Consider the following 12,970-nt stretch of genomic DNA (forward strand, 5'->3'; position numbering starts at 1 on the left):
TTAAATTGAAAAAAACAGTAGGACTACTTTCCGTCATTATCATGTTTGGAATGACCGCCTATTCGCTTTTTTATAGTGCACCTGCAGAATCGGATGCCAAAAAAGCAACTGCTACGACTTATTCGTTTGAAAAGAAAACGAGTGCCAAGAAGAAAAACGCCGTACAAAAAGCTTTACCTGATTCCAATGTTAAGGATTGGAATTTAGTATTGGTCGGTCCTAAAAATAAAATTGAAAATGAAGTTTCTGAAAGTCAGTTAACTACACTATCAGATAATAGCCATCAGGTTGATAGTCGAATCGCCAAAGATTATGAAGCATTTTCTGAAGCTGCAACGAAGGCGGGATTTCCTCTAGTAGTTGTTTCGGCTTTCCGATCCGTTGAATCTCAAAAAGAAGTTTTTGATACAAATGTGAACGGACTGATCAATGGAAATGGAATGTCTGAAGCAGATGCTACCGCAAAAACAAAGGAAACTATTACGGAGCCCGGATATAGTGAGCATCACACGGGACTTGCGGTCGATATTGTTGATCAAGACTGGTACAATACTTACTCAACACAAGTATTAGATGCTTCGTATGGTGATCAGCCTGGTGCAAAATGGATTGCCGAGAATGCACCAAAATATGGTTTTATCATTCGCTATCTAAAGGACCGTCAGGACACTACGGGCATTACCTACGAACCCTGGCATATCCGTTATGTCGGTAAAGAAAATGCTGAGTATATGACCAAACATGATCTGACATTGGAAGAGTTTTTGAAAGACCTGTCAGCTAAGTAAGGAGTTACTATGCCAAAAAAAACCTATCAAAAACGAAAGTCCAAAACTTCGATCCCGCTTATTTTTGCGGGGATCTTAGTTATTGGGTTGGCTTTCGTTTTTTCTTTACATACATTATCCGATTTTGGGGTTGAAAAAGAACAAAAAGAAGAGACACTCTCGCATCAGGGATTCATTGATCAATTAGCGCCTCATGCGAAAGAATTGCAGCAAGGTTATGGAGTGTTACCCAGTGTTATTTTAGGTCAAGCTATTTTGGAATCTAATTGGGGACAGTCACAGTTGGCAAGCCAGTACAAAAATCTTTTTGGTATTAAGGCTTCGGGAAATCAACCTAAAGTAAGTCTTGAAACGAAAGAATATGTAAATGAACAATGGATCACGATTCAAGGCGACTTTAAAGTTTACAATACTTGGGACGAATCCTTGGATGATCACACGATGCTTTTTGTAAATGGTACAAACTGGGATCCTCAACTTTATGCGGGCGTTTTAACAGCAACGGACTACAAACAAGCTGCGCAAGCACTGCAGACGTCAGGATACGCTACTGACCCAGATTATGCGAACAAAATCATTAGTGTAATTGAAACATATAACTTGGAGCAATACGATCATTCATAGTAGTATTAATGTATAGAGTGATAGAGGAGATGAGTATTAGTGACAGAAAATCACGTACCTGAAATTATGACTGAGTTGCGACAGGATATTGTTCGAGTACCTAAAGTGATCAAAAAGGCTTCGGGAATAGTCATTTTTGGGAAAAAAATTCGTTCAATTATCTTTACGACCGATATCGCGATTATACGAAATACTGATGCGGATGCAGTGATTGCTGTTTATCCATTTACACCACATCCAGCAATTACTAAAAGCATCATTGAAGCTGCTGATATTCCAGTTTTTTCTGGAGTTGCTGGGGGCCTGACTCATGGAGCTCGTTCAGCTTACATGGGAATGTTTGCCGAATCGCAGGGGAGTTTAGGCGTTGTCGTGAATGGTCCCACCCCAGTGGAAACGATTCAAGCGATTAATGATGTTGTAGATGTTCCAGTTATTGCCACAGTCACATCAAAGTATTCTAAAATTGAAGAAAAGCTGGCGGCAGGGGTTGATATTATTAATATCAGTGCTGGTAAGGATACTGTACCAGCGGTCAAACATTTTAGAAAAATGTACCCAGAACTACCTATTATTGCAACTGGTGGCCCAGATGAAGAGACCATTGAAGCAACAATTGATGCTGGTGCGAACGCTGTAACGTATACACCACCATCAAATGGCGTATTGTTCAGTAAAAAAATGGAGAAATACCGTAAAATGGAATATGATGAAGATCATCAATAAAAAAAAGCCGAAATCGTTTCTGATTTCGGCTTTTTTTAATTTAGAAGTTTAGGTTCATTTAAGTTAACTTTGGGAAACTCACCTTGAGAGAAAACGTAAAAAGGGGTGAGGAAAATCAAACGATTATTGAAATGGACGAGTTTAATCATGATACTGGCGGCAGGTTGTGTTCTCTTTTTTTATCAAAATAAGCAATCACAGGTTAGCAGCAGTCGATTTAGTGGAAATTTACAAACGGAGATCTTACTTGCGGAAGATCAAACGACTGGAACCGAATTAATCGATGTTCCTTTAGAAAATCAGAACGCGGGAACAACGCCTCTGGAAAACGGATGCGAAGTCACGGCATTATCAATGCTATTAAACTATTATGATTACGAAACAGATAAAAATGAACTGGCTGACTTGTTGAATTATGTGCCGGTCTATGAAGATGAAGCAGCAGCTATTCGTGGGAATCCCCATGAAGGGTTTGTAGGGAACATCTATACTGGTCTAGATGCGATGGGAGTAGCAGTTGAGCCCGTTGCTGAAGTTGCTAGACATATCGTTGATAGCAGTCAAACAATTGTTGCAAGCAGCAAGACTTCATTTGAAGATTTGGCTGAGATTGTAGAAGAGGGGACACCGGTTTGGGTAGTTACTACCGTAGATTTTGAACTTCCAACATCTGAAGATTTTATGACTTGGAAAACTACAAATGGGGAAGTGACTGTTTCGCCTTTGTGTCACGCAGTGGTTATTACGGGTATTGATAATCAATATGTGTATGTTAATGATCCCTTTGGTTACAAAAACAGATTAGTAGAGCGTGATAATTTTGAAATTATTTATCAAAAAATGGGTAGTCAATCGCTTTATATAATAGATGATGAGATATAAAAAGGGCACGGAAAATTTCTCATGCCCTTTTTTCTATGCAAAGATATGTTGAAATGTTGGTAGCAGTTGGTCGAAAGAGGTTAATTCAATATCTTGAACTCGCGATGTTCCCTTCGGTAATTGGCGGTTGCGATGATTTAACCAAAGTGCCTGCCAACCAGCTCGCTTTGAACCAATAACGTCGTTAGTGAAGTTATCACCAACATACAATGAATTTTCCGGATTTAATGAAAATTGCTTTTTACCCAGATCAAAAATTTCGACATCTGGTTTTTCATAGCCTGTTGCTTGGGAAATGATGATATTATCTTCATCGACCCAATTTAATAAGCCCAATTGTAGAATTTTTTTATACTGATGATCTGTGGGACCATTAGTGATAATGCTTACCGGTACTTTTTTTACTCTTAAAAAATCTAAGGTTTTTTCTACCTCTTGATGCATCGTGATGGCATCAAGTTCTTCTTCATAAAGATGTTGGAATGTCAGTGCCTCATCCTCTGTAATATAAGGATAATCTAAATCTTTCAACGACTGACTGATGCGATGAGAACGCATGTATTCCAAAGTCCACTCTTGTGTGATGACTTTGTTAAAGTTCGCGTCACTGTGAACACGAAATCGAGTATAAAGCGGAAGCATATCTTCCTCGCTCACTAAAGGAAATAATTTTTGGACTGCTTTGCGAAATGGTTCTTGTTGATCGTAGATAGTATCATCGATATCAAATACGACAGTTTCAATCAAAATCGACACGCCTTTCATTTTCAGCAAATTTTCAATTAATTACAGTAAGTATTTTAGTATAAAAAAACTAACAAAAAAAGTAAAAATCGTTGATTAGAAAAGGTTTTTGCTACTTAAAAAGACAAACCGCAGTCTATCAATTTTCAGTATCTGTGACTAAAAAAAAGATTTCTTTTTAAATTCTAATCTATTATGATTAGAATAAAGAATAAGATAGGTGGAGGGAAAAATATGCGTAGAAAAAAAAGACAAGTAACAGACTTGGAGGCAATTAAAAATTTAGTCGAGCGATCTCAAGTATTGCGAATTGCGTTGAACGGTGAAGAATATCCATATGTTGTTCCAGTAAACTTTGGATATGAATGGAATGAGGATAATCTGACTCTTTTTGTTCACGGTGCGGATGAAGGAAAAAAAATTTCAATGATCAAAAATAATCCGAAAGTTGCTGTAGAAATAGATGGTGCTCACAAATTGATTAAGGGGACAATGAATGCTTCCTCATATTCATATGCGTATCAAAGTTTAATTGGGTTTGGTCAGGCTGAAATTTTAGAAGATTTAGAGGAAAAGCGTCATGCGTTGCATGTTCTGATGGACCATGCAGCCAAAGGAGCACCTTTTGATGAAATACCTGAAGGAATGTTAAAACGAACTGGCGTTATAAAAATCAACGTAGATTCATATACTATGAAAGAAAACGTTCATCCAGACGATAAATAAAAAAGTTTCAAAACCGATTTATTTCGGTTTTGAAACTTTTTTTGAGTCACGATTCTTAATAAGATTTTTAAAACGATATAACTATTTCACTCGTCTTAAACGGTATTCCTCAAAGTAGGCAGCATTTCCGCGGCTCTGAATCATCGCAAAAATCCCCATGAGAACAGCTCCAATTGTATTGGTCAATAAATCCCCCATTGTATCCATCAAGGCCGCACGACCAACCAACAATTCTCCGGCTGAAGTAGCGTAGCGCTGCAAGTTCATATCAGCTAATGTATCACAAATAAATTCCCAGAATTCCCAGAAGACACCACAAACACCCGCAAAGGCAAAGCCAAAGAGCAAGAAGAGCCAAGGTGAAGTTTTACTAATATCTGCATCTTTTATTAAGAAGCCTAGTAAACCATAACCTAATGCAGTTAAGACCATTGGACTGACGGAATGCAAAATTTTATCCCAGAAGGAAATAATCGAGATCATATGCAGTGATGTTCCTAAGAAAACGGAAATGATCAAGAAAAACCAATAGAAATAAACGATTTTCTCAGGTAAGACAATTTTGAACACCTTTGTAATTATTTCAGGTAAGAAAATAAGTGCGATGCCCGCTAAACATTCAATTACGAAAATCACACCTTGTTTTGTTGAATATTTTCCTACGGCAAACTCGTAAATATTGTAAACGAGGCAAAGGGCTCCAAAAATCAATAAAGCTAAACGATATTTTTTATAAGTCATGGAGATCACTACCTTCTAAAAAAAGTTTAATTTGCTCCAATAGAGCATCTTCTGTGCTAACGATTGAACCGTTTAATTTGATAAGCCCAACCGTATAAAGATTTAAGTAATGAAATTGATTTTCAGCAGGCGTTTGTAGAGCTTTCAATTTTTTAAGATTATCAGCGCCTTGTTGGCGTGAATCCGTATATAAAGCAATCACAGGAATTCCTTTTGCATAAGCAACACCAATTTCCGAAGCAACACCAGCATCAATTGTTAATCCATCAAGCAAAGCAATCATCAAATCACTTTTCAAAACTTCATCGGTATCAGCGAGTGCGATCATTTTGCTGTCAGCATAAGCCGTTTTATCGTTGATTCCAGCATTTTCTTGCGGCAAATAAACGGTCAGCTCTGTATCAATCTTTCGAATTTTTTCTACCAAATGTTGATTATAAAATAAATCACTTTGTGCAAATAAGGGTGCGGCAAAATAAATATGTTTAGAAGTAGTCACTAAAATAAGCCTCCATATCGGGAATAATTGTTTCCAAAAGTTCAATTGCTTGTTTATCTGCTTCAAGACGCTCAATACGAGCAAGATAGGCGGCACGACGATAATTCATCAGCATACAAGTCAACGTTTGTATATCTAATGCTATGCGTTTGCCCTTTGGTTGGTCTGAGATACTCAATTCACCAGCTTCGTTCCAGCTTAATGCAAAAATACCGTTATTCCATTCGGCGATTGGATCCTCTACTACAAAATAGAATGGTTCCACAGCCTTTTCAAAAGGGAACTCCAATAGAAATTCTTTCACATCAACGATTCGAGCCATAAAAAAGGGAGCAATAGTTTCTGAAATCTCACTATCATCTAGTAAGAAGGAGAGTGGTTCATTTTTGAATATATCGCCCTTAACCCAATAAACCATTGAAAAATGGGCGCTAATAAAGTTCCATAGACCATTTCGAGCTTCTTGATTTAAATAAAACATCTCTTTTATATGAAAGACCTCGTCAGAGATCCAATAAAAAAGAACACCTGTTGGCTTCTTGTTTGCATCATAATAAATTGCCGCAATCCGTTCTTCTTCATTCTCAAAACGCCAGTATTCTTCCCAGTTCAAATCTTTCCGAATCATTGCGCCGTGGTTATTTAAGGCGAACGCATTGTAGACTTGATAAACATCTGGATCATCGACTTCTTTTCGTTCAACAATTCCAGGTAAATCGACTTGTTTAGGCAGCTGGGTGTCTTTGATTTTAAAGCTTAATTTATCAGACATAATTTCCCAGCCTTTGCGGCGATAGTAGGGAATATTATAAGGATATAAATATGAGATCCATTGTCGATCCGATCGCATTTCATTCAACGCTGTTTCAATCAATTCTTTCATCAAGCCGTGATTTGCATATTCAGGATACGTTCCAACACCAGTAACACCGCCCATTTGGAAAATTTTTCCATGAATATTTACTTCGCACGGGTAAATAGCAATTTGCGAGATCAAGTTATCCTCATGAAACCAGCCGAAAACTTTTGATTGTTCCAAGATCGGCTTCTTGGAACGGACCATTTCTCGCTTATTTTCGTATCCGCTATTTTCAATATCACTTTCAGTAACTTGAAAAACGTAACTCAACAACTCATCATATTGCGCTAAGTGTTCTTCGCCAACTTGTTTTAAGACTAGTTGCTTCCTAAAGTCATTGTCCATTCTTTCATCTCCTAATTCGTACAAAGGTAATCATTCTTGAGAAAATGCCCTTGATTATCGTCGCACATCCCATTTTACTAACCTGCTAAAGCAAGAAGTAAAACTTACAAACTGAATGTCAAATTTGATTTACAATCTAAGTATAGCAAAACCAGAATGATATTTCTCTTATCGACTTTGGGAAATAGGGGAAAAGACTTTTTTTCTAATAGAAACGTTGGTATAATTGGCAGTGCTGATTAAAAGAAATGAGGAACTTTGATGAATATAGAAGAAATGAAGAAACGCCAGGAGATGATTCGAAATTTTTCGATCATTGCGCATATTGATCATGGAAAGTCGACTTTGGCTGACCGAATCTTAGAACAAACGAATACGGTCAGTTCTCGGGAAATGCAAGAGCAATTGTTAGATTCGATGGATCTTGAACGTGAACGCGGGATTACAATTAAGTTAAATGCTGTGGAATTGCATTATACGGCAAATGATGGCAAGACGTATATTTTTCACTTGATTGATACACCGGGACACGTCGATTTCACTTATGAAGTTTCACGCAGTCTAGCTGCCTGCGAGGGAGCGGTACTAGTTGTTGATGCAGCACAAGGAATTGAAGCCCAGACCTTGGCCAATGTCTATTTAGCTTTGGACAATGACTTAGAGATTTTACCAGTTATTAATAAAATCGATTTACCTGCTGCTGATCCTGAACGCGTTCGTAAAGAAATTGAAGATGTGATTGGCATTGATGCAGAAGAGGCTGTCTTAGCCAGTGCGAAAACAGGTATTGGTATCAGTGAAATTTTGGAACAAGTCGTTACTAATGTTCCGGCACCAACGGGTGATTTAGAGGCACCATTGAAGGCTTTGATTTTTGACTCAGTATACGATAGTTACCGAGGGGTAGTGCTGAATGTTCGAATTACTGACGGAGTTGTTCGCCCAGGAGATAAAATTGAATTAATGAGCAACGGTAAAACGTTTGATGTTACCGAAGTAGGTGTATTTTCTCCTAAAGCAGTTCAGCGTGATTATCTAATGGTGGGTGATGTCGGCTATATTACTGCTAGCATCAAGACGGTTCAAGATACGCGAGTGGGTGATACCGTCACTCTTGCCAACAATCCGGCGAAAGAAGCCTTAGCAGGCTATCGAAAGATGAATCCTATGGTATTTTGCGGATTGTATCCGATTGATACATCTCGCTACAACGATTTACGTGAAGCGTTAGAAAAATTACAATTAAATGATGCCGCACTTCAATTTGAACCAGAAACATCGCAAGCATTAGGTTTTGGTTTCCGATGTGGTTTCTTAGGGTTGCTGCACATGGATGTGGTACAAGAACGTTTAGAACGTGAATTTAATTTGGAATTGATCACGACAGCTCCATCAGTTATCTACCATGTAAATTTGACTGACGGTACTCAATTGATTGTGGATAATCCATCTGATTTTCCAGATCCATCAAAAATTCAAAGTGTCGATGAACCTTACGTTAAGGCGAACATCATGGTTCCAAACGATTATGTAGGAGCTGTCATGGAACTTTCACAACGAAAACGTGGTGAGTTTATCACGATGGATTACTTAGACGATTATCGTGTAAATGTCGTATACCATATTCCTTTGTCAGAAATCGTTTTTGATTTCTTTGATAAATTGAAATCAAGCACGAAAGGGTATGCCTCGCTTGATTATGAAATGGCAGACTATCGTGAGAGCCGTCTAGTTAAAATGGATATTTTACTAAATGCTGAAAAAGTAGATGCTTTAAGCTTTATCGTTCACCGTGAATTCGCTCAGGAACGCGGTCGGGCTATCGTCGATAAATTAAAAGCCCTGATTCCTCGTCAACAATTTGAAGTGCCTATTCAAGCGACTATCGGCACAAAAATCGTTGCTCGTACGGACATCAAAGCTTTACGTAAAAACGTATTGGCCAAATGTTATGGTGGGGATGTTTCTCGTAAACGTAAATTATTGGAGAAGCAAAAAGAAGGTAAAAAACGAATGAAACAAATCGGTTCAGTCGAAGTTCCTCAGGAAGCGTTTATGGCAGTGTTGAAAATGGACGAAGACGAACCTAAGAAGAAATAAGAAATGATGCATACTTTCTTGAGGCGCTGGATGGAAATATCCTTCGCCTCCTTTTTTTAAATTAACCCTTAAGTCATGAGGGATGATAAGGCCGAAAAAAAGTGAACCGGTTACGCATTGTTTATGAACGTTAGTAAGTAGAAGATTAATTGTGATTTCAATTAACAATTGTATAATGCAAGTGACTATTGATTTCATATACGAATCTATTTGATAGAGAAAGGGTACAACTATGCAACGAATTAAAGAATTACTAGCAGAAAAATTTGGCTATACTCATTTTAGAAACGGGCAAGAGGAGATTATCCAAAAAGTTTTGCAAGGGGAAAATGTTTTAGGAATTATGCCAACTGGCGGAGGAAAATCGATTTGTTATCAATTACCAGCATTAGTCTTAGACGGGCTGACACTGGTAGTATCTCCTTTGATCTCCTTAATGAAGGATCAAGTAGATAGTTTGAACGAGGTGGGAATCCCGGCAGCTTTTATTAACAGTACATTGTCTACTGTGGAAATGAATGAACGTGTCAGAAGAGCAGCTCGAGGTGAGATTAAGCTGCTATATGTTGCACCAGAACGATTGGAATCGGCCGATTTTCGTGAATTATTGCGATATGTACCAATCGAACTTCTAGCAATTGATGAGGCTCATTGTATTTCACAGTGGGGGCATGATTTTCGTCCAAGTTATTTAAAGTTGGCAGAAACAATTCAGAATTTTAATCAACAACCTACGATCATTGCTTTGACTGCCACCGCAACACCACAAGTTGCAGAGGATATATCTACCTTGTTGCATATTTCTGAAAATAATGAGATTAAGACAGGTTTTGCACGTGAAAATTTGGCCTTTCAAGTAATAAAGGAACAAAAAGATGTGTATTTGCTGGAATATTTAAAGTTAAATCGTGGACAATCAGGAATCATCTACGCATCTACACGTAAGGAAGTTGAACGGCTATATCATCTATTGAAGCATCATGATTTTTCTGTCGGAAAGTATCATGGTGGATTGCAGGATACAGAGCGTTTAAAGAACCAAGAAGATTTTTTATTTGATCGAACTGAAGTAATGATTGCAACAAACGCTTTTGGGATGGGAATCAACAAGAGTAATGTGCGTTTTGTCATCCATGCGCAAATACCCGGAAATTTGGAGTCGTATTATCAAGAAGCCGGTCGTGCAGGAAGGGACGGCTTGCCAAGTGAGGCTGTCCTACTATATGCACCGCACGATATTCAGATTCAGCATTTTTTCATTGAGCAATCACAGTCTGAAATAACCTATCAGCAAAATGAGTACACCAAGTTACGCGAAATGAATCAGTATGCCCACACACAAATGTGTCTTCAACGCTATATTTTAAATTATTTTGGTGAGGATCAACCAGATTGCGGGAGATGCAGCAATTGTTTAGATGAGCGAGAACAAGTTGATATTACAACGGATACTCAAAAAGTCTTATCCTGTGTCAAACGGATGGGAGAGCGTTTCGGAAAAGCATTGGTTGCAAAAGTCTTAACAGGATCAAATGACCAAAAAATTAAACAATGGAACTTTGAACAATTACCAACCTATGGGTTAATGAAGGACCAGTCTCAAAAAGATGTCTCTAATCTAATTGATTACTTGACCGCTGAGCGCTACTTGGTTCCTACCGAGGGGCAATATCCTTTGTTGACTGTTTCTGAACAAGGTGTCGCGGTGCTTTTAGGCAAGCAGGAAGTTTATCGTAAACAGGCACCGGTAAAACAATTGGTGGCTGATGATGAACTTTTTGAAAAAATGCGAAGCCTTCGATCACAGCTTGCTCAGGAGAAGAATTTGCCACCGTATGTCATTTTTTCAGATAAGACTTTGACTGAACTGGCAGAAAAACAACCGCAAACCTCATTAGAGTTTTTACAAATCAAAGGGGTAGGGAAAAGCAAACTTGATAATTACGGCGATCAATTCCTAGCATTGTTGAAAAAAGACGACAAATAAAACTCGATCGATTTTCTTCATTTTGAAGAGAGTCGATCTTTTTCAGTTAGTTCAAGCAAAATACTTATTTTTTATAAGCATGATAGGTACAATGAAGCTAGTGTGAGGACTCACAGTGAGATTAGAACTTTAATTAGTGACTTATTCTAGATAGGAGTGTTGAAGCAATGTCAAAAGTGACTGAATCTGTTCAATTAAAAAATGGTGTAACATTGAAAAATCCATTAATGTTGGCACCAATGACCACCCAACTTAGTTTTTTTAATGGAATTATCACAGAGGATGAAATCACGTACTATAAAAATCGCAGTAAAGATTTAGGTGCATTAGTTACAGGTGCAGCGAATGTTCAATTTATTGGAAAAGGATGGCCCGGAGAACTAGGTGTCTATGACGATAAATTTATTCCCGGTTTGACAAAATTAGCGCAGGCAATCAAAGGTGAAGGTGCAAAAGCCATTTTACAGATCTTTCATGGTGGGAGAATGTCTACTTTAACTGCGACGGAAGGGGAAACGCCTGTGTCAGCAAGCGCGGTTCCTGCAGAGCGACCCGATGCAGTCACGCCGCGTGCGTTAACAGGAGAAGAAGTTCTCACGGTCATTCAAGATTTCAAACGTGCAGCGATTCGGGCGATCAAAGCCGGCTTTGATGGCATTGAAATTCATGGAGCGAATACGTATTTGATCCAGCAATTTTTTTCTCCCCACTCCAATCGACGAGAAGATGAATGGGGCGGAAGCTTAGAGAAAAGGTATCACTTCATCGATGTACTGGTGGACGAAATTACCGAAGCCGTCGCAAAGTATGCCGAATCCCCATTTATCGTCGGCTATCGGTTTTCTCCAGAGGAATATGAGACGCCGGGGATTCGAATGGCAGATACCTTGTATCTTGTTGACCATTTAGCAGAAAAACCTTTAGATTATTTACATGTTTCTTTAAATGAATACGATCGGCTGTCAGTCGAAAAAGACTACCAAGAAAAAACAATATTGGCGTACATCCACCAAAAAGCTAACGGACGTGTGCCAATTGTTGGCGTCGGTGGTGTGCAAACGCAAGCAGACGTTGAACACGTGTTGGAAAATGCGGAACTGTCGGCAGTTGGTCGCGCAATGGTTTATGATCCGGATTGGGCTGGGAAAGTTTTGAACAAGCAGCCTGTCCATCGATTAGAGGAGATCGATGAACAGGTCCGTAACTTGAGAGGTACGAGTCTGTGGGATTTTGTTCAGCAAGTTCGGTTAGATAAAGAGTAACTAAAAATAAAGCTTACAAAACAACCCCAAATGTTGGTTTGTTTTGTAAGCTTTTTAATTATGTTAATCGAATAATAAAAACCGTTGGATATTTCCAACGGTCATGAGCTAGTGTAGTGTCAAAATTGTTGGTCAAAACTTTAATAAAGCTAGCTCGTGATTATTTTACACCCGTCAAACAAATAAAAAAAGAGTTATGTAAAATGATTATCGTTTTGAACAAAAGAGAATTATAAAGCAGTCCTAACTCCATTTATAGCAGCTATGTTAGTTTGTTTCGAATATTTGCGGTATTATCTCGTCTATTTTCAGTAATTCTTCTTCTGAGAGTATCTTACCATCTTTCCGCCAAATGTTTATTCGCCGATGCTCTTTTTCGAGGGCATAGTTTTCTGTAACGTATTTTGCTCGCTCATTTTTTAAAAGACTCTTTATGAATAATGCACGCAGTTGGCTAAGAGTTAAGCCATTCTCTCCTTGCATTAAGAAGGGTGATTCATAGTGATAAACGCGTTGGTCATTTGAAACTGTTCCACGCATAGTTTTGCTCCTTCCTACATTTGCTTAACTCATTCTATCAATAAACAATAGATTTAAAAATGAAATTTAAAAAAGTAAGTTTAAACTGATCATATCTTAGAAAATAATCAAGAACTTGAGAATGACAACGAGTCGAACTTTGTCTGC

Annotated in this window: 13 protein-coding genes; 8 read left to right on the forward strand and 5 right to left on the reverse strand. The window is 38.2% G+C overall.

Features of this window, described 5'->3' with window-relative positions; all coding sequences use genetic code 11:
• Positions 1–5: 5 nt before the first annotated feature.
• From PGP85_RS04030 to PGP85_RS04045, 4 genes are all read left to right on the forward strand, one after another.
• The gene (locus tag PGP85_RS04030) at positions 6–788 is read left to right on the forward strand and encodes a M15 family metallopeptidase (protein ID WP_010739333.1); all 783 of its coding nucleotides are present in this window, start codon (positions 6–8) and stop codon (positions 786–788) included.
• A 9-nt stretch (positions 789–797) separates the two neighbouring features.
• Entirely contained in the window at positions 798–1,412 is a 615-nt protein-coding gene (locus PGP85_RS04035) for a glycoside hydrolase family 73 protein (protein ID WP_270326264.1), read from the forward strand.
• A 66-nt stretch (positions 1,413–1,478) separates the two neighbouring features.
• Positions 1,479–2,138: a beta/alpha barrel domain-containing protein gene (locus PGP85_RS04040; protein ID WP_172463182.1), complete on the forward strand. Its 660-nt coding sequence runs from the start codon at positions 1,479–1,481 to the stop codon at positions 2,136–2,138.
• A 147-nt stretch (positions 2,139–2,285) separates the two neighbouring features.
• A complete protein-coding gene (locus PGP85_RS04045; protein ID WP_010739330.1) occupies positions 2,286–3,020 on the forward strand; it encodes a C39 family peptidase in 735 nt (244 codons plus the stop codon).
• Positions 3,021–3,053: 33 nt separating this feature from the next.
• On the opposite strand, the gene PGP85_RS04050 is transcribed toward PGP85_RS04045, so the two are convergent.
• The gene (locus PGP85_RS04050) at positions 3,054–3,785 is read right to left on the reverse strand and encodes an HAD family hydrolase (RefSeq protein WP_010739329.1); all 732 of its coding nucleotides are present in this window, start codon (positions 3,783–3,785) and stop codon (positions 3,054–3,056) included.
• Between the two features lie 213 nt (positions 3,786–3,998).
• Here PGP85_RS04050 and PGP85_RS04055 point away from each other — a divergent pair, with 213 nt between their 5' ends.
• Positions 3,999–4,490 carry a pyridoxamine 5'-phosphate oxidase family protein gene (locus PGP85_RS04055; RefSeq protein ID WP_010739328.1) on the forward strand — a complete coding sequence of 164 codons (492 nt, stop codon included), beginning with the start codon at positions 3,999–4,001 and terminating at the stop codon, positions 4,488–4,490.
• Between the two features lie 81 nt (positions 4,491–4,571).
• On the opposite strand, the gene PGP85_RS04060 is transcribed toward PGP85_RS04055, so the two are convergent.
• From PGP85_RS04060 to PGP85_RS04070, 3 genes are read right to left on the reverse strand one after another with little or no spacing between them, the layout of a single operon-like run.
• Entirely contained in the window at positions 4,572–5,231 is a 660-nt protein-coding gene (locus PGP85_RS04060) for a hypothetical protein (RefSeq protein WP_270326265.1), read from the reverse strand.
• Positions 5,221–5,730 (reverse strand): nucleoside 2-deoxyribosyltransferase, encoded by a 510-nt coding sequence (locus PGP85_RS04065; protein WP_010739326.1) that lies wholly within the window; start codon positions 5,728–5,730, stop codon positions 5,221–5,223. Before PGP85_RS04065 ends, PGP85_RS04060 begins: the two co-directional genes overlap by 11 nt.
• Positions 5,717–6,934, reverse strand: coding sequence for a GNAT family N-acetyltransferase (locus PGP85_RS04070; RefSeq protein WP_270326267.1), 1,218 nt, complete (start codon positions 6,932–6,934; stop codon positions 5,717–5,719). The genes PGP85_RS04065 and PGP85_RS04070 overlap by 14 nt, the downstream gene beginning before the upstream one ends.
• 261 nt (positions 6,935–7,195) lie before the next feature.
• Between PGP85_RS04070 and lepA the strand changes: the two genes are divergently transcribed.
• The 3 genes from lepA to PGP85_RS04085 all read left to right on the forward strand — a co-directional run bounded on the left by lepA (position 7,196) and on the right by PGP85_RS04085 (position 12,283).
• Positions 7,196–9,034, forward strand: a complete 1,839-nt coding sequence (gene lepA / locus PGP85_RS04075; RefSeq protein WP_010739324.1) for a translation elongation factor 4 — start codon at positions 7,196–7,198, stop codon at positions 9,032–9,034.
• 232 nt (positions 9,035–9,266) lie between these two features.
• The gene (gene recQ / locus PGP85_RS04080; RefSeq protein ID WP_270326269.1) at positions 9,267–11,021 is read left to right on the forward strand and encodes a DNA helicase RecQ; all 1,755 of its coding nucleotides are present in this window, start codon (positions 9,267–9,269) and stop codon (positions 11,019–11,021) included.
• Between the two features lie 167 nt (positions 11,022–11,188).
• Positions 11,189–12,283: an NADH-dependent flavin oxidoreductase gene (locus PGP85_RS04085; RefSeq protein WP_010739322.1), complete on the forward strand. Its 1,095-nt coding sequence runs from the start codon at positions 11,189–11,191 to the stop codon at positions 12,281–12,283.
• Between the two features lie 267 nt (positions 12,284–12,550).
• On the opposite strand, the gene PGP85_RS04090 is transcribed toward PGP85_RS04085, so the two are convergent.
• The gene (locus PGP85_RS04090; protein ID WP_251867939.1) at positions 12,551–12,823 is read right to left on the reverse strand and encodes a hypothetical protein; all 273 of its coding nucleotides are present in this window, start codon (positions 12,821–12,823) and stop codon (positions 12,551–12,553) included.
• Between the last annotated feature and the right edge of the window lie 147 nt (positions 12,824–12,970).

Source organism: Enterococcus malodoratus (assembly GCF_027659535.1).
Taxonomy (GTDB): Bacteria; Bacillota; Bacilli; order Lactobacillales; family Enterococcaceae; genus Enterococcus_A; species Enterococcus_A malodoratus.

Coding starts and splice junctions, on each gene's coding strand:
- PGP85_RS04035 (WP_270326264.1), top strand. CDS start 798: ATGCCAAAAAAAACCTATCAAAAACGAAAGTCCAAAACTTCGATCCCG.
- PGP85_RS04040 (WP_172463182.1), top strand. CDS start 1,479: ATGACTGAGTTGCGACAGGATATTGTTCGAGTACCTAAAGTGATCAAA.
- PGP85_RS04045 (WP_010739330.1), top strand. CDS start 2,286: ATGATACTGGCGGCAGGTTGTGTTCTCTTTTTTTATCAAAATAAGCAA.
- PGP85_RS04050 (WP_010739329.1), bottom strand. CDS start 3,785: ATGAAAGGCGTGTCGATTTTGATTGAAACTGTCGTATTTGATATCGAT.
- PGP85_RS04055 (WP_010739328.1), top strand. CDS start 3,999: ATGCGTAGAAAAAAAAGACAAGTAACAGACTTGGAGGCAATTAAAAAT.
- PGP85_RS04060 (WP_270326265.1), bottom strand. CDS start 5,231: ATGACTTATAAAAAATATCGTTTAGCTTTATTGATTTTTGGAGCCCTT.
- PGP85_RS04070 (WP_270326267.1), bottom strand. CDS start 6,934: ATGGACAATGACTTTAGGAAGCAACTAGTCTTAAAACAAGTTGGCGAA.
- lepA (WP_010739324.1), top strand. CDS start 7,196: ATGAATATAGAAGAAATGAAGAAACGCCAGGAGATGATTCGAAATTTT.
- recQ (WP_270326269.1), top strand. CDS start 9,267: ATGCAACGAATTAAAGAATTACTAGCAGAAAAATTTGGCTATACTCAT.
- PGP85_RS04085 (WP_010739322.1), top strand. CDS start 11,189: ATGTCAAAAGTGACTGAATCTGTTCAATTAAAAAATGGTGTAACATTG.
- PGP85_RS04090 (WP_251867939.1), bottom strand. CDS start 12,823: ATGCGTGGAACAGTTTCAAATGACCAACGCGTTTATCACTATGAATCA.